The organism is Thiomicrorhabdus sediminis, from assembly GCF_005885815.1.
Lineage (GTDB): Bacteria > Pseudomonadota > Gammaproteobacteria > Thiomicrospirales > Thiomicrospiraceae > Thiomicrorhabdus > Thiomicrorhabdus sediminis.
On the sequence record NZ_CP040602.1, the window covers coordinates 288,452 to 310,793 of the forward strand.

At 45.8% G+C, this 22,342-nt stretch carries 14 protein-coding genes and 1 pseudogene; 10 read left to right on the forward strand and 5 right to left on the reverse strand.

Features of this window, described 5'->3' with window-relative positions:
• Positions 1-78: 78 nt before the first annotated feature.
• The 5 genes and pseudogenes from FE785_RS01215 to FE785_RS01235 all read right to left on the reverse strand — a co-directional run bounded on the left by FE785_RS01215 (position 79) and on the right by FE785_RS01235 (position 3,985).
• Complete coding sequence (locus FE785_RS01215; RefSeq protein ID WP_138563619.1) at positions 79-1,224, reverse strand: glycerate kinase; 1,146 nt, start codon at positions 1,222-1,224, stop codon at positions 79-81.
• A 74-nt stretch (positions 1,225-1,298) separates the two neighbouring features.
• Positions 1,299-1,855: pseudogene (locus FE785_RS01220) on the reverse strand (thioredoxin family protein).
• A gap of 163 nt (positions 1,856-2,018) precedes the next feature.
• Positions 2,019-2,630, reverse strand: a complete 612-nt coding sequence (locus FE785_RS01225; RefSeq protein ID WP_138563621.1) for a urate hydroxylase PuuD — start codon at positions 2,628-2,630, stop codon at positions 2,019-2,021.
• A gap of 261 nt (positions 2,631-2,891) precedes the next feature.
• Positions 2,892-3,503, reverse strand: coding sequence for a superoxide dismutase (locus tag FE785_RS01230; RefSeq protein WP_138563623.1), 612 nt, complete (start codon positions 3,501-3,503; stop codon positions 2,892-2,894).
• 185 nt (positions 3,504-3,688) lie between these two features.
• Complete coding sequence (locus tag FE785_RS01235; RefSeq protein ID WP_138563625.1) at positions 3,689-3,985, reverse strand: YcgL domain-containing protein; 297 nt, start codon at positions 3,983-3,985, stop codon at positions 3,689-3,691.
• A gap of 141 nt (positions 3,986-4,126) precedes the next feature.
• Between FE785_RS01235 and FE785_RS01240 the strand changes: the two genes are divergently transcribed.
• The 10 genes from FE785_RS01240 to FE785_RS01285 all read left to right on the forward strand — a co-directional run bounded on the left by FE785_RS01240 (position 4,127) and on the right by FE785_RS01285 (position 21,947).
• A complete protein-coding gene (locus FE785_RS01240; protein WP_238696292.1) occupies positions 4,127-5,101 on the forward strand; it encodes an NAD(P)H-binding protein in 975 nt (324 codons plus the stop codon).
• Between the two features lie 177 nt (positions 5,102-5,278).
• Complete coding sequence (locus tag FE785_RS01245; protein WP_138563627.1) at positions 5,279-6,529, forward strand: multifunctional CCA addition/repair protein; 1,251 nt, start codon at positions 5,279-5,281, stop codon at positions 6,527-6,529.
• 64 nt (positions 6,530-6,593) lie between these two features.
• Complete coding sequence (locus tag FE785_RS01250) at positions 6,594-7,823, forward strand: efflux RND transporter periplasmic adaptor subunit (protein WP_138563629.1); 1,230 nt, start codon at positions 6,594-6,596, stop codon at positions 7,821-7,823.
• Positions 7,823-11,011 carry an efflux RND transporter permease subunit gene (locus FE785_RS01255; protein ID WP_138563631.1) on the forward strand — a complete coding sequence of 1,063 codons (3,189 nt, stop codon included), beginning with the start codon at positions 7,823-7,825 and terminating at the stop codon, positions 11,009-11,011. The genes FE785_RS01250 and FE785_RS01255 overlap by 1 nt, the downstream gene beginning before the upstream one ends.
• 447 nt (positions 11,012-11,458) lie before the next feature.
• The gene (gene tkt / locus FE785_RS01260; protein WP_138563633.1) at positions 11,459-13,471 is read left to right on the forward strand and encodes a transketolase; all 2,013 of its coding nucleotides are present in this window, start codon (positions 11,459-11,461) and stop codon (positions 13,469-13,471) included.
• 117 nt (positions 13,472-13,588) lie between these two features.
• Positions 13,589-14,590 (forward strand): type I glyceraldehyde-3-phosphate dehydrogenase, encoded by a 1,002-nt coding sequence (gene gap, locus FE785_RS01265; RefSeq protein ID WP_138563635.1) that lies wholly within the window; start codon positions 13,589-13,591, stop codon positions 14,588-14,590.
• A gap of 425 nt (positions 14,591-15,015) precedes the next feature.
• Positions 15,016-16,194 (forward strand): phosphoglycerate kinase, encoded by a 1,179-nt coding sequence (locus tag FE785_RS01270; RefSeq protein WP_138563637.1) that lies wholly within the window; start codon positions 15,016-15,018, stop codon positions 16,192-16,194.
• A gap of 207 nt (positions 16,195-16,401) precedes the next feature.
• A complete protein-coding gene (pyk, locus tag FE785_RS01275) occupies positions 16,402-17,844 on the forward strand; it encodes a pyruvate kinase (RefSeq protein ID WP_138563639.1) in 1,443 nt (480 codons plus the stop codon).
• Between the two features lie 109 nt (positions 17,845-17,953).
• A complete protein-coding gene (fba, locus tag FE785_RS01280; RefSeq protein ID WP_138563641.1) occupies positions 17,954-19,018 on the forward strand; it encodes a class II fructose-bisphosphate aldolase in 1,065 nt (354 codons plus the stop codon).
• A 328-nt stretch (positions 19,019-19,346) separates the two neighbouring features.
• Positions 19,347-21,947, forward strand: a complete 2,601-nt coding sequence (locus FE785_RS01285; protein WP_138563643.1) for a HAMP domain-containing methyl-accepting chemotaxis protein — start codon at positions 19,347-19,349, stop codon at positions 21,945-21,947.
• Positions 21,948-22,342: the final 395 nt, after the last annotated feature.

The window sequence follows — 22,342 nt, forward strand, 5'->3', positions numbered from 1 at the left end:
TTGTATCTTTTCTTTGCTTTCGGCACTAACCGAACATGAAAAAATCTTTATAAATCGACAATCTAGCCAATTGGAAGCTTAATTTTCTGCGTTGCTGGCATTGCATTCAAGCAAGGCGATAATGCTGCTCAGGGTTTGTTCCAGCAGATAGGGGGCGTGCTGCATGGCTTCTGTTTCCGAAAGGATTTGATTGACAATACTGAAGATGGCTTTGAATTCTGGCAGTTCATTAACACCGCAACCGAGGCTGCCACATATCGCTATGCTCGGAACCTGATATTGCTGGCCGAGCTGGGCAATACGCAAGGGTAGTTTTCCGAAACGGGTCTGTTCATCCATACGTCCTTCACCGGTGATGATCCAGTCTACCTGATGTTGTTCTAAGAGCGAGTTCAATTGTAAGGTCTGTTGCAACAGTTCGAAACCCGGCACCAGTTCGGCGTCAAACAGCGCCATAAAGCCAGCAGCCATGCCGCCAGCGGCGCCGGCACCAGCATGGTCGCGCACGGTTTTTTGGCTATGCTGTTCCAATACATTGGCATAGTTGTGCATGGCATTTTCGAGCGCATTGAGTTGCTCAGTGGTAGCGCCTTTTTGAGGGCCAAAAACCGCAGTAGCGCCATCTTCACCCAATAGGGGGTTGGTTACATCACAGGCGATTTTCCAATTCAATCGTTTGAGTTTTGAGGGTACCGGAGCGATTTTGGCAATATCACTTAGGCTGCGACCGCCCAAGCCGATCGGTTTATTATTGGCATCGAGCATTTCGATACCTAAAGCCATTAAGGCACCGGCACCGCCGTCATTGGTGGCCGAGCCGCCGAGGCCGAGAATAATGTTTTCTGCCCCGAGTTCAATCGCCGCTTCAATCAATTGGCCTGTGCCAAAACTGTGGGTGCTTAAGGGATTGAGTTCTTCACGACGAACTTTGGTGATGCCCGAAGCTTGTGCCATTTCAATAATCGCGGTTTTGCTATCGGCTTGCCAAGCGAAATTGGCTTTAACGCGTCTGCCTAGCGGGCCGGAAACCCAAAGGCTCTGACGCTCGGCAACTCCAGCATGGATAAAACTGTCGACAAAGCCTTCACCGCCATCCGACATGGGGCGGGAAATGACTTTGGCTTGAGGATTGATTTGCTGAATCACATTTTCAGCGATCTGACAGAATTGGTGAGCTTCCAAAGAGCCTTTGAAACTGTCCGGCGCAATCAGGTAAGTGGTCATAGACGGTACCTATCTCTAATTTAGTGGTATGGGTTTATTGTCGTCATGCGCCGTTGCATGGCAGAGTTAAAAGATTAGTTTTTCCATTTGATCGAGCAACCCATTGACGGAATTTGCTCTAGTGGCCTTTGCCGGTTTGAGCGACCTGTTGCATCGCTTCCAATAGGTCACGACGTACATCGGCAGGCGCGGTCTCTTTACGCGAAGCGTCTAGACGTCCGCGGTATTGCAGTTGAAGATCGGCGTTGTAACCGAAAAAGTCGGGGGTGCAAACCGCGCCATAGGCTTTGGCTACCGCTTGGCTTTCGTCAACCACATAAGGAAACGGGAAATCAAATTGCTGTGAGATTTTCTGCATGTTCTCAAAAGAGTCTTCGGCGTATTCATTAGGGTCGTTGGACATAATGGCAATCGAATTGATGCCGAATTCATCACGAAGAATTTTACAATCATCGACCAAACGCTGTTGAATGGCTTTGACATAAGGACAGTGATTGCAGATAAACATAATCAATAAACCATTCGGGCCTTTGGCTTTATCCAATGTCCATTGCTGGTTATCAACACCAGGAAGATTAAAATCGATTGCAGGTTTGTCAAAGTCGCAAACAGGGGTTGTCAAACTGACCATATAAAATCCTTAAAGACTGATAACGCGAAGCGTTTTAAATGATTAATGGATTTATTGTAGCAAGGCTTTGCTTATCTGCAATCATCTCATTGCCGTTTTGCGCTTTGCTAAAACAAAAAAACCCGCATAGTGCGGGCTTTTTATACTGCATTGTGCGCTTGAATTAAATATGCGCGGCGAACATGCAAAGCAGCATTGGTACCGATAATACCACGTTGGTACGAGAAGCCATTGCAGCCGTTGTTTTTGCCTTGGCGATATCTTCTGCCGAAGCGCTTACCATGCCTAGGATTTTCTTCTGGTTCGGCCAGATCAGGAACCAGACGTTAAATGCCATAATGGTTCCTAACCAAGCTCCGACACCGATCACTTCTGAACCTTCAGCAAGTAAGAAGGCATCCAAGATACCTTGACCGCCGGCACCATTTGCCTGCGCCAGCAAAGAGACACCGATCAACCAAGTGGTGGCTGCCGCCATACGGAACCAAAGCAGAGCTTTAGGCGCGATGTATTTACCGATTGCCGCCGGTCCCGGACCATCTGTATCTGCTGTTGCAGCCCCCATTGCCGGTACCTGAACAAAGTTGAAATAGTACAACAAACCAATCCAAACAATACCGGCAAGCACGTGTAGCCAAACGGTGATTAGGAATGAGAAGCTACCTACACCGGATTCGGCTGGGTACATGCTAGGGATGTCTAGGGCGAAAATTGCAATAATGGCGGTGATAAAGCCAAGAGCAATAGTGCCTTTAATGCTGTTTAAAGGGTTCATAAGTTCTCCAATTAAAACGCTGGGTTAAGGTTTTTAGATAAAGCTTTCAATAATGCTTGCAGCTTAATTTGCATAGAGTGTTTTCGCTAAGAGTTGTTATTGTTTGCTAAGCGAATAGAAATTAAGCGGTTTCTAGTTTAACAGAAGTTTTTCAGCGGGCAATTTAAATAAGTTTTCAGCCCATAAAGGCTTTGAGGGTTGTGGCAATAAAAAAACCGGGCTTAGCCCGGTTTCTTTTAATTCAGTAGTATGACTGCTGAATTAGCCTTTGGCTGACTGGTAAAGTTCAGAAACCTTATCCCAGTTAACAACATCCCACCAAGCTTGCATATAAGCAGGGCGTAGGTTTTGGTAGCGTAGGTAATAAGCGTGTTCCCAAACATCCAGGCCTAGGATTGGTGAGCCTTTGACTTCGGCGCAATCCATTAATGGGTTGTCTTGGTTAGGCGTTGATGAAACCTGTAGTTTGCCGTCAGCATCAACAGAAAGCCAAGCCCAGCCAGAACCGAAACGTGTCGCACCAGCAGTGTTGAACTGTTCTTTTAGTGCATCAAGGCTACCGAAAGTCTCATTGATATCGTCAGCCAAAGCGCCTTTTGGCGCGCCCATGCTGTCGCCAGTCATGATGTCCCAGAAAAATGCATGGTTCCAGTGACCGCCACCGTTGTTGCGTACCGCTGGTGATAAAGCACCGGCATTGGCAACAAGTTCTTCTAACGACTTATCTTCAAGTTCAGTACCAGCAATGGCATTGTTCAGGTTGGTGACATAAGTATTGTGGTGTTTGGTATGGTGGATTTCCATAGTGCGCGCATCGATAGAAACTTCTAATGCATCGTAATCATAAGGTAAATCAGGAAGTGTAAAAGCCATGAGTATTTCCTTTAATTTTTTAAGTAAAGATACAGCGAGACAGTGCAAAGAAAATTTGCGAGGCCGTATATTGATTATTAAACGCTTATATTATCGCTACTGAGGCAGGGCTTGTAAATACCCGACTGTTTTAATCGGGTATTATTGTTTGTGTCGGAAACACACAAAGGAAATGATAAAAGGATCTAGAAAATATTATCCAAGTGAGCCGGAGGCGCAGGCATATCGCTGATTTTTTCCACTTCGCTCGGCGGCATTTGAACGTAATAGCCTTTTTTCTCGATTGATTCGTAAACCGTTTTGGCATCTTCACGCGCCAGTTTCTTTTCCGGTGTCAGATCAAAATCAATGACATGCTCCGGCTCACCAAACATGACCAGTAGTTCCTGCGGCACGTCTTCAAGCTTGGTTGCTTGGGGAAGAAACAGATAAAGTTCTGATTTTTTTGGGCTTCTGTAAGCCGAAACTTGGATAGCAGACATGGGTTTTCCTTTCTAAAATTTGCGCGCATTATAACAAAATTCAATGGCTTATTTGTCAGTGAAATGTTCGAAAAACTTGACCTCATTTCAGGATTTCCTTATTCTTACGCGTCTAAAAAAATAGTTAAGACTGGATGCAATATGATGTTGTTAGCAAATACAGTCACCTTAATTGGTGGAACAGGCTTTGTCGGTAAGGCGGTATTGAACGAATTATCTAAAGCGGGATATCAGACTCGAGTGGTGGTGCGTCGCGCCGAGCGCTTCCGTGAATTTTTGCTTTATCCAAACACTCGTCTAGCAACGTTGGACTCGTTTGATAATGCACAGCAGCTGCAAGCGGCGATTCAAGGATCGGATATCGTCATCAACCTGATGGCGGACCGTTCCACCGGTACAGAAATGATTGAGCAGGCGGATTTAACCCTTGCCAACCAGCATCTGAAAGCGGCAATGGAAAGTTGTCATGTCAAGCGTGTGATCAGTCTTTCACAGATTGGTGCAGACAGTAATGCGCCGCATGCCGACTGGTTTGGTGAATTGGCTGAGGTCGATAATCTTATGCACAATACGGCCAAAGCGGCGGTGACTATTGTCAAGGCTGGCTTGTTGATTGGTGAGCATGATGATTCTACGCAACGTTTTATCAATCAAATCAATCGCGCGCCTTTATTGATGGTAGCCAATAGCAAAACCACGGTTCAACCGTTATGGATCAAAGATTTTGCCAAAGCGTTTGTATCCATTATCAAAGATTCAGCAACCTATGGCCATAAGCTGGAAATGGTTGGTGAAGAGCGTCTGAGCTTTAAAGAGCTTGCTCAGCTGACCGCAGAGATTATGCAAAAAGACGCGATGGTATTGCCAATGTGTCAGTTGAACGCCAAAGTGATGTCTTTCCTAGGTGCTTTTGCGCCTATGGCGACTGTGAGCCAGGCACAAAATACGCAACTCAAAAAAGATATGGTCAGCGACAGCGATTTCAGCACTCAGTTCGGTTTTGTACCAAGTAGCTTGGAGTCGGTGATTTCGGCTTATGCGGCACCGCACCATATTCGTGAGCGTTATAACTACTATCGTAAAGAAGCCAACCGTGATCGCGGCGAATTGGTGTAATCGATTCAAGTCTTGTCGAACGTTTTTAAAAACCGTCTTTATGACGGTTTTTTTGTCTTTGCCTTTGATTGTTAATAGAATCCATTCTTGATCGAATCAAAAGCTTAATATTGGCTTTGAAACGGTTATGATCAGAACAAGCCCGAGGCGATGGGCAGATTGGAATAGAGAGAGAGTATGCAAATATACCTGGTGGGTGGCGCAGTTAGAGACGGTTTATTGAATATCGAGGTTTACGATCGTGACTGGTTGGTTGTCGGAGCCACTGCCGAGCAGATGTTGGCGCAAGGTTATCAGCAGGTAGGTAAAGACTTTCCGGTATTTTTGCACCCTGATTCCAAAGAAGAGTATGCTTTGGCAAGAACCGAACGCAAAGCCGGCGTGGGCTATCACGGCTTTGATGTGTTTGCGGCTCCTTCCGTAACCATTGAAGAGGATCTGTTGCGTCGTGATTTGACCATCAATGCCATGGCACAGAGCGCAGACGGAACGATTATCGATCCTTACAAGGGGCAGCAGGATATACAGGACCGCTTGTTAAGACATGTATCGCCGGCTTTTAGTGAAGACCCTTTGCGTGTCTTGCGTGTGGCTCGATTTGCGGCCAAGCTGGCGCCATTCGGGTTTCAGCTCGCTGCTGAAACGCAAGCTTTAATGGAGAAGATGAGTGTTTCCGGAGAGTTGGATGATTTAACTCCGGAACGTGTTTGGCAAGAGGTGGTTAAGGCATTGCAAACCGATAAGCCGAGCGTGTTTTTCGAAGTGCTCAAATCGGTTAAGGCTTTAGACAGGCTGTTTCCTGAATTAAGTGCATTGATTGGTGTCGAACAGCCGGTGAAATATCATCCGGAAGGCGATGTTTGGATTCATACTATGATGGTGCTTGATGCCGCAGCCCAACTATCGGGCGAGATTGATATTCGTTTTGCCGCCTTGGTGCATGATCTTGGTAAAGGTTTGACGCCAGTGGAATTGTGGCCGAAACATCATGGACATGAGGTTGCTGGTGTGCCGCTTGTAAAGAAGATGGCGGCACGTTATCGCTTGCCGAAGAAAACCCAGCAGTTTGCTGAAAAAGTCACAGAGTTTCATGGTTTAATCCATAAGGCGTTGGATAGTGATCAGCAGCCGGCGCTCAAGGCCAAGACTTATTTGAAAGTATTAAAAGCCTGCGCTGCCTTTAAGCAGCCGCAGCGTTTTGCCGAGCTGTTAATGGCTTGTGAGGCTGATGCCAAAGGTCGTTTGGGATTTGAGCAGAGTACCTATCCGCAAAAAGCCTTCTGGCTGGCGTTGTTGCAAGCTTGTGATGCGGTCGATATGACTGAAATCATGGCCAGTGGTGTGCAGGGTGTTCAAGTCGGTGAGGCGATTCATAAGGCGCAGATCGATCTTATCAAACAGTTTTTGAACAATTATCAAGCTCACTAGAACGGTGGGTTTTACCAAACAATTAATTTAGCAGTAAACAGTTAAACAAAAGGCGAAAATACCTATGCTTAGTTTTCTTCAGGCTCCGCTTCAAAAAATAAAACGCTTGCTAATCCCGGTGATCATTATTGTTGCCGCGCTGGCACTGTTTATCTATATGAAATCGACTAAGCCACAACAGCCTGCGGTGGAAATCTCGGAACGCGTCTGGATGGTGGAAACCTTAAGCGCCAAATTTGAAAATCTCTCACCGGTGCAAACCCTTTACGGTCAGGTTGAGTCTAATTCGTTGGTCTCTTTGGCGGCACCGGTCAGTGGTGTGGTCGCCAAGCTCAATGTCAAAGAGGGTGACGAGGTGAAAAAAGGCGAACTGTTATTGAAGCTGAGTGATGCGGATATTGAAGCGCCTTTATTGCAGGCAAAAGCAGCCTATGAATTGCAGAAGTTGGCCAATAAGGCCAATATCGATAAATTGGCTCATGAACAAAACGTATTGAAATTGAAGCAGCAGGCTTTGGCTCGGGCAAAGCAGTTGATGGCTCGTGATCTGGCGTCGCAGTCCAGTGTGGATGCGGCTGAAGAGGCTTTGGCCAAACAGGAGTTTGTTGTTGTCGGCGCTGAATTGGCGGTGAAGCAAAATCAACCTTTGCTGGCTCAAGCGAAGGCCTCGTTGATTCAGGCGCAGGCCAACTTTGAGCGCGGCAATTATCAAGCGCCTTATGATGCGCGTATTGCCAAGGTGAGTGTCAGTGAAGGTTCGCGTGTTAATGCCGGTACGCAAATGCTGACATTCTATGCGCTGGATTCGATGGAATTGCGTGCCAAGCTGCCGACAGCAGAGTTGCAGGTGGTGCAGCAGGCGTTGCAAAACAAGCAAAAATTGGTGGCTTCCTATAGTGGCTTGAGTAGTGTTTCTAAGGGAGCGCAAAGCCGTGTCGAACTGCCGTTGTTGCGTCTTTCCGGTCAAGCTTCCACCAGTGGTGTCGATGCGTTTTTTGCCTTGCCTAAAGCCTTGCAAGATCGTCGCCCCGGCGAGTTGATGGAGATAAGTCTGCAAGGTCTAGCCTATCACAATGTGGCCGCAGTGCCTTATAGCGCGCTGTATGGTTCTGATAAGGTGTATATCGTCGAGAACGAGCGTTTGCAGGCAAAAGACGTTGTCCTGTTAGGTGAGGTGATGCGTGAAGGTAAACTTTGGGCTTTGATTAAGCCGAGCTTTGCAGCCGGTGCCAAAATTGCAATCACCCATCTGCCGAATGCGGTAACCGGGCTGAAAGTAACCGAGGCTAACTGATGAGCGAAATAACCAATAACCATAGTGCTTCAGGTAATGAAGATCAGGATTACAAGTTAACCGAAAAGCCGTTTAAATCGCACGGTATTATCGGTCTGTTCGCACGCCATAAGGTGGCGCCAAACCTGCTGATGATTGTCATGATCCTGTCTGGCATTGTCGCGCTGATGAAACTCAATGTGCAGTTTTTCCCGACTTTTGATTTGGATTATGCTTCGGTGCGTGTGATTTGGCCGGGCGCTAATGCACAGGATGTCGAAAAAAGTGTCACCGAGCCGATTGAGCGGGTATTGCGTAATCTGGATAATCTCGAGGAAATGACCTCAACTTCATCACTGGGAATAGCGGCGATTTCGCTTAAATTCAGTGAAGGCACCGATATGATTGAGGCGGTTGATCAGATCAATCAGCGGGTCGGCGAATTACGTAACCTGCCGCAAGATGCTGAAAAGCCGGTGATTGAGCGCATAGTGCGCTATGAGTCGATTGCACGCGTTTTATTGATTGCTGAAAACGCTGAGCTGCCGGAGTTGCGTCACTTGGCGCGGGGCTTTGAACGGGAGTTACTCGATCGCGGTATTGATAAGGTAGAGTTTAAAGGTTTGCCTGAAGAAGAAATGGCGATTGAGGTCTCTCAGCAAGCTTTGGAGCAGTATCGTCTGAGTCTCGAAGATATCGGTAACAAGATCTCGGTCATGAGTCGTGATTTTCCAGCCGGCTCTGTGGGTGATAGCGACAGTGTGCGTGATCTTCGTGCTTTGCAGCAAAAACGGGATGAATTGGCTTTTGCGCAAATACCGCTGGTCAGCGCTGCTGCCGAAACCGTTAATCTGGGTGATGTCGCTAATATCGAGCTACGCGCTAAAAAAGATTCGCCATATCTGATTGTAGATGGTTCGCCGGCGATTGAAATGCAGTTGTTGCGGGCAGAAAGTGGCGACACCTTGAAGTCCTCGAAAATCATGCAGAACTGGCTTGCCGAATCCGAACCGCAGTTGCCGCAAGGTATTCGTTTACAGGTTTACGATGAAACCTGGTCTCTGGTTAATCAGCGAATTATGTTGTTGGTGAACAACGGTATCGGCGGTTTGATTCTGGTAGTGTTGATTCTCTATATCTTTATGCACGGTCGAGTCGCTTTCTGGGTGGCGGTTGGGATTCCGGTCTCGTTTATGGCGACCTTGATGATTATGTATCTGGCCGGCGGTTCGATCAATATGGTCAGTCTATTCGGTTTGATTATGGCGTTGGGGATAATCGTTGATGATGCCATAGTGGTCGGTGAAGATGCATTGACCCATCATGAGCGAGGTGAACCGAGTCTTGAAGCGGCAGAAGGTGGTGCGCACCGAATGCTTGGGCCTGTGACCGCCTCGTCTCTGACCACTGTAGCTGCCTTTTTGCCGTTGATGCTGATTGGTGGTGAGATGGGGAATATCCTTTTCGCTATTCCTCTGGTGATTATCGCAGTGATCTTTGCCTCCTTGCTGGAAAGTTTTACGATTCTGCCGGGGCATTTACGTCATGCCTTGAAAGGCGTGAAAAAGCCTGAGCAGGGCTCGGTGCGTGCACGCCTGGAAAGCGCTATCGACCATTTCCGTCACCATCAATTCCGTCATCTTATCCGTTGGGTGTTGGCACATCGCAGCATTACCATTGCCAGTACCTTGGCCTTGATGATCTTTACCGTTGCATTATTGGCCGGCGGCCGTATCAGTTTTGTCTTTTTCCCGTCTCCCGAATCAACCAAGCTGAACGCCGATATCCGTTTTGTTGCCGGGACACCGGCTGATGTGACCGCGAATTATGTCGATCAGGTTTATCAGGCATTGCGAGAGGTCGAGCAGGAGCTTGAGCCTGGCATTGTTAAGGTGGCGGTTTTGCAGTTCAATAAAAACTCGGGTCAGACCGGTGCTAACTATGCGTCGATTAACCTGCAGTTGGAAGAGCCGGATCTGCGCGACACAAGAAATACCGAGTTGGTTCGAGCCTGGCAGGAGAGAGCCGGTAAGGTCGCGGGTTTGGATAACCTGACCATCGAGTCGCCGCGCATGGGGCCTCCGGGGGGCGATATTGATGTCCGTCTGTTCGGTTCTGATCCAATGGTATTGAAACAGGCTTCGCAAGAGTTGCAGCAGGTTTTACAGCAGATTGCCGGAGTCAGCAGTGTACGTGACGACCTGCCTTATGGACGTGACCAGCTGGTCTATCAATTGACTGCTCAAGGTAAGGCATTAGGCTTTAGTTATGTGTCTTTGGGACGTCAGTTGGCGGATGCCTTCTCCGGTAGGCTGGTGCAAATCTATACCGAAGGTGAAGACGAGATAGAAGTGCGTGTGCAATATCCGTTGCATGAGCAAGTCTCTTTGGCGACGATCAATAAAATGCAGGTGATGGCACCTAATGGCGATAGAGTCCCGCTCAGCTCGGTTGCCAGTTGGAGTACGCAGCGTGGTTTTGATGCGATGCGACATGTCGATGGCAAAATGGCGGTAACGGTGGTTGGCGATGTCGATAAGACGGTTAACAACTCTAACCGAATTTTGGCCAAGCTTGAGCAGACTGCGTTGGCTGAGTTAGAGCGGAAATACGGCATCAGCTATTCGCTTGAAGGACAAAATGCGCGTCAGGCCGAGGCGATGGGCGATATGAAAATAGGTCTGCTGATCGGTTTGTCGATGATCTATATCGTTCTGGCTTGGGTCTTCGGCTCTTATGGTTGGCCTTTGGTGGTGATGATGGCAATCCCATTCGGTTTGATTGGTGCGATTATGGGGCACTGGTGGATGGGATTGGATATGACAATCCTATCGATGTTCGGCTTTTTCGGCTTATCCGGTATCGTCGTCAATGACTCGATTATTTTGGTGAGTTTCTACAAGTCGTTGCGTGCCTCCGGTTTGTCGGTCAATGAAGCTTTGGAAGAAGCCGCGGTGCAACGCGTGCGTGCGGTATTGTTGACCTCTTTGACGACCATCGCCGGTTTAACGCCGTTGCTGTTTGAAACCTCGTTGCAGGCGCAGTTTTTAATTCCGATGGCAACGGCGATCGCCTTTGGCCTGATGTTCTCGACCTTCTTGATCTTGCTGGTATTGCCGGCGATGTTGTCTATCTATGAAGGTTGGTTCGGTCAGAAGCCGAATAAGATGCAGGTAGGTGAAACGGTAGCGGTGATGACCAAGGCTTAATGTTAAGGATTGCTGGCCATGACAAATCATCCCGAATAGATATTTTACAAAGTCATGATGGTTTCACTGTTTTGCTAATTTTTATTCTGTTGTGAAATTTTTTCTTAATGTCATAAAAGCGTCAATTTATTTGGCGCTGACAACGGCATAATTCTCTAAAAAATCATTTTCATCCCTTATTTGGCTGGTTCGCTATCGATAATAAAGCTGCCGAGGAGGCGATAAGGTTCTGATTTTGCCTAAAAAACCGCTTTAAAAAAAACAATCACCAGATAAGAAAACTTGATGATTTTGTGATTTTGAGAGAGAATAATCGTCCAAATTTTAGGGTAGCGATAGATTGAGAGGTCATCCTAAGGGCATTTGCACCGTGAAAAACACGGCGAAATACAGCAAATGCAAGCGCTACAAAAACCGAATTTTTTTAAAAAATGTTGAGGAAGTTGTATGGCAACTCGTAGAGATTTAGCAAATGCAATCCGTGCTTTGAGTATGGATGCCGTTCAAAAAGCAAATTCTGGTCACCCTGGTGCGCCAATGGGTATGGCAGATATTGCAGAGGTTCTGTGGAACAGCCACATGAAGTTTAACCCTAGCAATGCCAAGTGGGCCGATCGTGACCGTTTTGTACTGTCTAACGGCCACGGTTCAATGCTAATTTATTCTCTATTGCACCTATCTGGTTTCGACCTAAGCATGGAAGATATCAAGCAGTTCCGTCAGCTTCACGCTAAGACTGCGGGTCACCCAGAATACGGTTATGCCGATGGTATCGAAACAACTACTGGTCCTCTAGGTCAAGGTATCACCAACGCGGTAGGTATGGCGATTGCAGAACGTACTTTGGCTGCACAGTTCAACAAGCCTGGTCACGACATCGTTGACCACCACACTTATGTATTCATGGGTGACGGTTGTTTGATGGAAGGTCTTTCACACGAAGCGTGTGCAATGGCTGGTACTTTAGGTCTTGGTAAGTTGATCGCGTTCTGGGATGACAACGACATCTCTATCGACGGTAATATCGGCGACTGGATGGAAAAAGGTGTTCCTGGTCGTTTCGTATCTTATGACTGGCACGTTATCCCTAACGTTGATGGTCACGATGCAGACGCAATCAACGCGGCGATCGAAGAAGCGAAGAAAGTTACTGACAAGCCTACATTGATCTGTACTAAGACAGTGATCGGTTTCGGTTCGCCGAACAAGTGTGGTACTTACTCTTGTCACGGTGCGCCACTAGGTGATGAAGAAATCGCTCTAGCGCGTAAAGAGCTGGGTTGGACTGCTGAGCCATTCGAAATCCCAGAAGATATCTACGCTGGTTGGGATCACAAAGAGCAAGGTGCTCAAGATGAAGCGGCTTGGAACGAGAAGTTCGAAGCTTATCGTGCGGCATACCCTGCTGAAGCGGCGGAATTCGAACGTCGTATGGCGGGTGATCTACCGGCTAACTTCGAAGTTGAAATGGATAAGTTCATTGCAGCGACTCAAGAAGAATCTCCAAAGTTGGCTTCGCGCCAGTCTTCACAGAAAACTATCGAGAAGCTGGGTGAAATCTTGCCGGAAATGTTCGGTGGTTCTGCTGACTTGACAGGTTCTAACCTGACAAACTGGTCGAAGATGGTTAAGGTCAATAAAGAAAACGCGAACGGTAACTACCTATCTTGGGGTGTTCGTGAATTCGGTATGGCTCACATGATGAACGGTATGGTTCTTCACGGTGGTTTCAAAGTGTTCGGTGGAACCTTCTTCATGTTCATGGAATTCATGCGTAACGCACTACGTATGTCCGCATTGATGAAGATCGGTACCATCTACGTTTACACTCACGATTCTATCGGTCTGGGTGAAGATGGTCCGACACACCAGCCGGTTGAACAGCTAGCGACTATGCGTGTGATCCCTAACTTCCAGACATGGCGTGGTTGTGACGCGGTTGAATCTGCGGTTTCTTGGAAAGTAGCGATGATGCGTGGTGACGCGCCGACAGCTCTAGTATTCTCTCGTCAGGCACTTGAACCAATGTCTCGTACCCCTGAGCAGGTTAAGAACATTGAGAAGGGTGGTTACATCCTGAAAGATTGTGATTGCAGTGCTGGCGCTTGTGCTTGTGACCTAATCATTATTGCAACAGGTTCTGAAGTAGGTCTAGCCATGGATGCTGCGGCTGAACTTGAAAAAGCGGGTAATAAGGTTCGTGTTGTTTCTATGCCTTGTACTGATGCATTCGATGCGCAAGATCAAGCTTATAAGGATTCTGTATTGATTCCTGGTGTTAAGCGTATCGCAGTTGAAGCGGGTGTTAAAGATTGCTGGTACAAGTATGTTGGTTTAGACGGTGATGTTGTTGGTATGACAACATTCGGTGAGTCTGCTCCAGCTAATGAACTATTCGAAATGTTCGGTTTCACCGTAGAAAATGTTGTGGCTACAGCTAACCGTGTAATGGGTAAATAATCCGCTACAGGTAAAACATTCTTGCGCCATGCTTTCGCATGGCGAATAAAAATCTATTTTTGATTAAGTCAGGCCAATCATAAGGATTGGCTCTGGTTATTTTTAGGAGTAAATACAATGACTATTAAAGTTGGTATTAACGGTTTCGGCCGTATCGGTCGTATGGCTTTCCGTGCAGCGGCTAAAGATTTTCAGGACATCGAAGTTGTTGCAATCAACGACCTTCTAGATCCAGAATACCTAGCATACATGCTTAAGTATGACTCAGTACACGGTCGTTTTGACGGTACTGTTGAAGTTAAAGACGGTAACCTAGTTGTTAACGGTAAAACAATCCGTATCACAGCTGAGCGTAACCCAGCTGACCTTAAGTGGGATGAAGTGGGTGCTGACCTAGTTATCGAATGTACCGGTTTCTTCCTAACTGAAGAAACATGTCAGGCACACATCGATGCTGGTGCGAAGAAAGTTGTTCAGTCTGCTCCTTCTAAGGACCACACTCCAATGTTCGTTTACGGTGTTAACCATAACGAATACGCTGGTCAGGCAATTGTTTCTGCAGCGTCTTGTACAACGAACGGTTTGGCTCCGGTTGCTAAGGTTCTTAACGACAACTTCGGTATCAAGCGTGGTTTGATGACTACTGTTCACGCTGCAACGGCTACCCAGAAAACGGTTGACGGTCCTTCTATGAAAGACTGGCGCGGTGGTCGTGGTATTCTTGAGAATATCATCCCGTCTTCAACTGGTGCTGCTAAAGCGGTAGGTAAAGTTCTTCCTGCGCTTAACGGTAAGCTAACAGGTATGGCTTTCCGTGTACCTACTTCTGACGTTTCTGTTGTTGACCTAACAGTTGAGCTAGAAAAAGAAACTTCAATGGAAGAAATCTGCTCAGTAATGAAAGCCGCTTCTGAAGGCGAGCTAGCTGGTGTTCTAGGTTACACAGACGAAGCTAACGTTTCTACAGATTTCCGTGGTGATTCTCACCCATCTATCTTTGACGCAGGCGCTGGTATTGCACTAGATTCTACTTTCGTTAAAGTCGTTGCATGGTATGACAACGAGTATGGTTATACATGTAACATGATGCGCGTGGTTGAGCACGTAGGTAAAGCTTAATAGCTTTACCTGCTAGGGTTCAACCGCTAGTGGGAGATTTCTTTGTTAGACCTGCCAGTCGTTTACTTTTTGTAAACTCCTTCGGTCTGCCGTGAACTCTCCTCACTAGCACCTGAACTCTTAAAGTCTTATCTTTAATTGATTCGACTTGATTTGAGGGAACCATAATGATGTGGTTCTCTCAAATTAAATTTCCTTGTCAGTATTCTTCTTAGCTTTCGAGTATTGAAAAGCAAATTTAATTTTAAGAGAACTTTGCATAAGTAGCTTGCGAAGAGAAATGAAAAATTGGCTAATTGTGTGCTCAACACGATCAGTCAATTTTAGCCATTTTTAGTCCTTGCCTAATCTTCTGTAAGCTCTCTAGTATTTAATCTAAGTGCCACTGATTTCAGTGGTCAAAACTGTAATAAAGAGGACTCAACATGTCTGTAATTAAGATGTCTGATCTAGATTTGGCTGGTAAGCGCGTATTGATTCGTGAAGATCTAAACGTGCCAGTTAAAGATGGTAAAGTTACTTCTGATGCGCGTATCCGTGCTTCATTGCCAACAATCAAAATGGCAGCGGATGCGGGTGCAAAAGTAATGCTTATGTCTCACCTTGGTCGTCCAACTGAAGGTGAATATGCTGAAGAGTTCTCTCTAGCACCTGTAGCGGCGGATCTATCAGCTAAGCTAGGTAAAGAAGTTCGTCTAGTTAAAGATTACCTGGATGGTAATGTTGAAGTGGCTGACGGTGAAGTCGTTCTTCTAGAAAACGTTCGTTTTAACGTTGGTGAGAAGAAAAACGATGAAGCACTTTCTAAAAAATACGCTTCTTTGTGTGATGTATATGTTATGGATGCTTTCGGTACAGCTCACCGTGCACAAGCGTCTACTCACGGTGCTGGTGCATTCGCTGATACAGCTTGTGCAGGTCCGTTGCTTGCGGCAGAGCTTGACGCTCTAGGTAAGGCGTTAAATAACCCGGCGCGTCCTCTAGTAGCGATCGTTGGTGGTTCTAAAGTATCTACGAAGCTAACTGTGCTTGAATCTCTGTCTGAGAAAGTTGATCAGCTAGTTGTTGGTGGTGGTATCGCGAACACATTTATCGCTGCTGCCGGTAACCCAGTTGGTAAGTCTCTATATGAAGCAGACCTAATCCCAACTTGTAACAAGCTAAACGAAATCATGGAAGGTCGCGGTGCGGCGATTCCACTGGCGACTGATGTCGTTTGCGGTAAAGAATTCTCTGAATCTGCGGCTGCGGAAACTAAAAATGTTGCAGATACTGCTGAAGACGATATGATTTTCGATATCGGTCCAGATTCAGCTGCTGAATTGGCTGAAATCATCAAAAACGCCGGTACTGTTGTTTGGAACGGTCCTGTTGGTGTTTTTGAATTCGATCAGTTTGGTGAAGGTACTAAGGCAATCTCTATGGCGATTGCGGAATCTTCAGCATTCTCTATCGCGGGTGGTGGTGATACACTAGCTGCTATCGATAAGTATGAAATCGCTGATAAGGTTTCTTATATCTCAACTGGTGGTGGTGCTTTCCTTGAGTTCTTGGAAGGTAAAAAATTGCCGGCTGTTGAAATGCTAGAAAACGCAGCTAAGTAATCTTTTCTGAGCAGGCCTATTTCGATAGGCCTGTTTAATATCAATCTAATATTTTGTTTGTCTGGTGATTCACTAAAGAGGGTGACTCGGTAAGTAAACACAGCAACCTCAGCCAAAGATTTGGCTGGATCCGGTGGTGGAGTTTATTTTGCGAGACATCTTTTTTGGATAAGCAGCAAACGCCAATTTGTAAGGTAAAAAGAGAAAATGCCAACGAGTTTAAGAAGAACTAAAATTGTTGCAACTTTAGGTCCGGCTACGGATCGTGAAGGCGAGTTAGAAAAAATTATTAATGCCGGTGTGGATGTTGTTCGTATCAATATGTCACACGGTAACCCAGAAGAACATATCGGTCGTGCACAAATGGTACGCGATATGGCAGAAAAGTGCGGGCGCCAGGTTGGTGTTTTGGTCGATCTTCAAGGTCCGAAAATCCGTATTGCCCGTTTTGCGGAAAACAAAATTTTCCTAGAGGAAGGCGACAAGTTCGCTTTTGATAACAATGTTGGTAATAACGATGGTAACCAGCATGAAGTCGGTCTAACTTACAAAAGTTTGCCTTATGACGTAAAACCAGGAGACAAGCTACTTTTGGATGACGGTCGTTTGGTATTCGAAGTCGACAATGTTGAAGGTGAGCGTGTCAATACCACAACCATCGTTGGTGGTGCACTATCAAACAACAAAGGTATCAACCTACAAGGTGGTGGACTTTCCGCTGCGGCTTTGACCGATAAGGATAAAGAAGACATTATTACCGCAGCTGAGATTCAAGCGGATTATCTTGCCCTGTCATTCCCTCGTTCAGCAGAAGATGTTGAATATTGTCGTTCATTGGCGGAAAAAGCCGGTTTGACTTGTAGTATCGTGTCTAAAATCGAACGTGCTGAAGCCGTTGCTGACGATGCGACTTTAGACGGTATCATCCTGGCTTCTGATGTCATTATGATTGCCCGAGGTGACTTGGGCGTTGAAGTCGGTGATGCACAGCTTCCTGCACTGCAAAAGAAAATGATCAAACGTGCCCGTCAGTTGAACCGCGTGACCATCACAGCAACGCAGATGATGGAAACTATGATTGATAACGCTATCCCAACTCGTGCCGAAGTGTTCGACGTTGCCAATGCGGTAATGGACGGTACGGATGCGGTAATGCTTTCTGGTGAGACAGCGACCGGTCATTCCCCAAGTTTGGTTATCCGTACTATGGGTAATATCTGTCATGAGGCAGAAAAATCTCGTACATCACGTGAATCGACTCACCGTATTGATGAGTCGTTCACAGCGGTTGATGAAACAATCGCGATGGCGGCAATGTATTCAGCGAATCACTTCGGTGTAAAATGTATCGCTGCATTAACAGAATCTGGAAATACGGCATTGTTAATGTCTCGTATCAGTTCTGGTATGCCGATTATTGCTCTGACCCCGCACTTGGATACACGTCGTAAAGTGACATTGTTCCGTGGGGTTTACCCTACCAGTATCGATATTAACGGTAGTAATGATGAGCAAGCCAAGCAAGCGATTATCGAACGCATTAAAGCGTTTGGTGTGGCCAAGTCTGGCGACTTAATTTTGATCACTCGTGGCGACCAAAGCGGTGTCATGGGTGGTACAAACAAAATGGAAATCGTAAAACTGCCTTAATTTGAAATTAGGTAGCGGCGCTTGATTTGGTCACTGGCAAAGATGCTGGTAAACTACGCCGATATGATTTTTATATAGAATTTTTGAAACCAATAGAGGAGTCTCGCACATGGCGATGATTACACTTCGTGAATTAATGGATTACGCAGCAGAAAACAACTTCGGTATGCCTGCGTTTAACGTAAACAACATGGAACAGGTTCGTGCAATCATGCGTGCAGCGGACGCTTGTGACTCTCCAGTAATCCTTCAGGGTTCTGCTGGTGCGCGTAAGTACGCTGGTGAGCCAATGCTTCGTCATATGGTAGCGGCTGCTGTAGAAATGTATCCGCATATCCCTGTTGTTATGCACCAGGATCACGGTTCTGACGTTGGCGTATGTCTACGCGCTATCCAGTCTGGCTTTACATCTGTAATGATGGATGGTTCTCTAGAAGCTGATATGAAGACTCCTGCTTCTTACGAGTACAACTCTTCAATCACAGCTGAAGTGGTTAAGATCGCTCACGCTGGTGGTGTTTCTGTTGAAGGTGAGCTAGGTTGTCTAGGTTCTCTTGAAACAGGTAAGATGGGTGAAGAAGATGGTCACGGTTCTGATGAAGAGCTAGATCACTCTATGCTTCTAACTGACCCAGAAGAAGCGGCTCAGTTCGTTAAAGATACTAACGTTGATGCACTAGCTGTTGCGGTTGGTACTTCTCACGGTGCTTACAAGTTTACTTCTAAGCCTTCTGACGACGTTCTTAAGATCGACCAGATCGCTAAGATCCATGCACGTATCCCTGATACTCACATCGTAATGCACGGTTCTTCTTCTGTTCCAGAAGAGTGGCTAGAAATCATCAACAACTACGGTGGTGACATGGGTCAAACTTACGGTGTGCCTGTTGAAGCAATCGTTGAAGGTATCAAGTACGGTGTTCGTAAGGTTAACATCGATACTGACCTACGTATGGCATCTACTGGTGCGATCCGTAAGCACCTACACGACAACCCAGCTAACTTCGATCCACGTAAGTTCTTCAACGCTGCTGAAAATGCAATGATGGAAATTTGTAAAGCACGTTTCGAAGCGTTTGGTTGTGCTGGTCACGCATCTAAGATCAAGTCTGTTGGTCTTGAAGAAATGCAAGCTCGTTACGCAAACGGTTCACTAGATCAGACAGTTAACTAATTTTAGTTAATCATTCTCTAGTAAAAAGAAACCCGCCTTATGGCGGGTTTTTTTGTTTTTAATTCCTAAAATATCGTGCTCATAATTACTGTATAAAGAGCTGGCAAGATAATATTGCAATTTATCAGCAGTAATTCCACAAGAGTCACATCTACACTACTAAATTTGATGTAGTAATATCTAGTATATTAAACAAGCATTAGTTGTTTGTCCGGTAGGTACTAATCCGGTCTGCCGAACTAGCAATAAATTATCCATATAAGATTAATGGAGTTAAGTTAAAATACCTACTCTTAATTGTGTTATATGTATAGGTCCGGAGGTCAAGGTGTTTGCTACTATTCGAGCAAAGTTAATCGCCAGTTTTCTGTTTATCACTCTTTTGATTGCAGGTTCGGCAGTCTTCAATGTTACCAATATTCAACAGTCAGCTGACGGTTTTTCAGAATATCGTCAAATGGCGCGCGCATCGGTAGCGATTGGTCGTGTCCAGGCGAATATGTTAATGGTACGTATGAATGCCAAGGATTACATCAATAACCCTGTAGCACAAGAGGTTGATGAGTTTAATCAGTACTATCTTAGAACTAGCGACCTTTTAGAGGAAGGCAAGCAGATTCTTGATGATAGCAAGCACTTAAGTGTGTTGGATAAGATTAGCAAAGACTTGTCGAGTTATAAGCAGTCATTCAAACAAGTTCAAGCTTATATGCAAGAGCGTAACCTACTGGTAGGTGATAAGCTTGATGTTATAGGGCCGAAGATGGAAAGTGTATTGACTGAGTTGATGCGCCAAGAGCTCCAGTTGGGCAATGTTCAGGCTTCAAACGAGGCTGCAGAGGTGTTACGGGCGTTATTATTAGCGCGCTTATATGGAGCCAAATTCATTCAAAGTAATGCTGAAAAAGATATGCAACGAGTATTGAAAGAGTTTGTAGTGGTGTCAGATAAAATTTCGTTGCTCAGACAATATATTGATGCAGACCATATGGAGCCTCTTCAGCAAGTCGAGAAGATGGCAGAAGAATATGCTGGATACATAAAGAACCTGTATCAAGTGATAGTCAATCGTAATGAAGTAATTGAAGGCAATCTAGATGTCATTGGCCCACGAGTTGCAACAATGGCAGAGAATCTCAAATTAGAATTAAAAGAGGTTCAGGATACAGTTGGACCTGCTGTGCAGCAGAACAATGAGGATACCATTAATTCTTCAATGATAGCAGCATTAGCGGTTGTCTTGATATCGATAGTGATTGCTATTTTGTTACCTCGTACCATCAATAGAGGTTTGACGGCGATTCAAATTGTGTTGAAGAAGATCAGCGAAAGTGGTGATTTCAGTATTCGTTCCGACGCGCAGCGTAAAGATGAAATTGGAATCATGGGGCAAGCCGTCAATCAGTTATTAAAAGATATGCAGGCAGCTATTGATGATTCGAATAGAGTGGTGCAGGCCATTTCCAAAGGTGATTTCGAACAGCACATTGATCTAGAATTAAAAGGTGATTTAGCTCGTCTTAAGGATGGGATTAACGGTTCGGCCGACACGATAAAAGATACCATGCAACAGCTGCAAACTGCGATGCAGCAGATGAGTCAGGGCAATTTCAAGGTTAAGATTGAATCTGATGGTATGAGTGGTGGCTTTCTTGATGTCGTTAATAGCACGGAGCTGACGCTGGAAAGTTTGAACAGCACCATTGCAGATATACTAGCGATTATGGCTGCGATGGAGCAAGGGCAATTTAATCAACGTGTCACGGTAGAGGCTATGGGAGATTTGTTGGATTTAAAAAGCTCTGTCAATAATTCTATGGATGCTATTGAAGCGGCTATTAGTGACATTACCAGAGTTGTTGTTGCACAATCCCAAGGCGATTTAACAAAAACTATTACTGGGAAATACTATGGGCAACTGGATACTCTAAAGCAGGCAATTAACGCTTCGGCGCAACGACTGGTCGAGGTCATTGATAATGCTTTACAAGCAACCACTGTTGTCGGCTCTGCCTCCGACGAGGTATCGCAAGGTGCAATGGATTTAAGTGACCGTGTTCAGCAGCAGGCTGCTTCGGTCGAAGAGACATCGGCTACCATGGATGAAATGAATTCGGCGGTGCAGGGCAATACTGAGAATGCGCGTGAAGCGAGCCAAGTCGCAGTTGATGTGAGTGCTAAAGCGACTCAGGGCGCAAATGTTATGAGTAAGACCATTGAAGCGATGAATGCCATTCAAGAATCGAGTCATAAGATTGCCGAGATTGTTACTTTGATTGATGGTATCGCATTCCAGACAAATCTTTTGGCATTGAATGCCGCTGTCGAAGCGGCTCGAGCCGGTGAACATGGTCGAGGTTTTGCCGTCGTTGCCGGAGAGGTAAGAAATCTGGCACAAAAATCTGCCGAAGCCGCCAAGGATATTAAAAACCTGATTGAAGAGAGTGTCGTTAGAATTGACGAAGGCGCAACTTTAGCGGGTGAATCAGGTCAGGTGCTGGATGAAATCAATGCTTCAATCGAGACGATGACACAGATGATCACTCATATCGCTACGGCTTCTAGTGAGCAGGCGAATGGCGTCGGCCAAGTACATCAAGCAATCAATCAGATTGATGAAGTAACCCAACAAAATGCCGCATTGGTTGAAGAGACGTCTGCGGCAAGCTTGAGTATGAAAGAACAGGCTGATATCTTGCAAAAAGAGATGAGTTTCTTCAATACCGGTAGAACGATCAATGCAAGTCATAAAGCCAAACAAGTGAAAATTGAGGCCAAGCCTGTCGCGAAGCTTAACACTCCAAGCGTTGCGGTCGAGCCAAAGGCAAAGCGGTCAGCGATAAATGAAAACGCTGAAAAATCGGATACACCAAAGGCATTGCCAAAACAAGCAGCTGTTGCGGATAGTGATGAATGGGCCGATTTTTGATTGTCGTTAAATCATGTGCTATTAAGCCCGCTTATGTGGGCTTTTTTATTGCCGCTATAAAACACAGGCGAAGCGCTGTTTTTGATAAGTAACTGATGCGAAATCGTTATTAGGAAGTTTTATAAAGTTGCCAGAAAGTTCATGCTAACCTTTTACACTTAATTTCGTCTTGATGAAATTGATGCATTTTTAGATTAGGTATGACAACCGTTCCGGCAAACGGGTTTTAGATGAACAGATTATGCTGTCCTAAAAAAGAATGTCCTGATCGTGTATGTTTTTGTCTATAGTAAGTTGCTTGCTTAATTCTTTTTATATATAGATAAAACACAATGTTTTCCATCGGCTATTTCGATTAGTCAATAGAAGGTGACATTGTTTATTATTACGCTCGA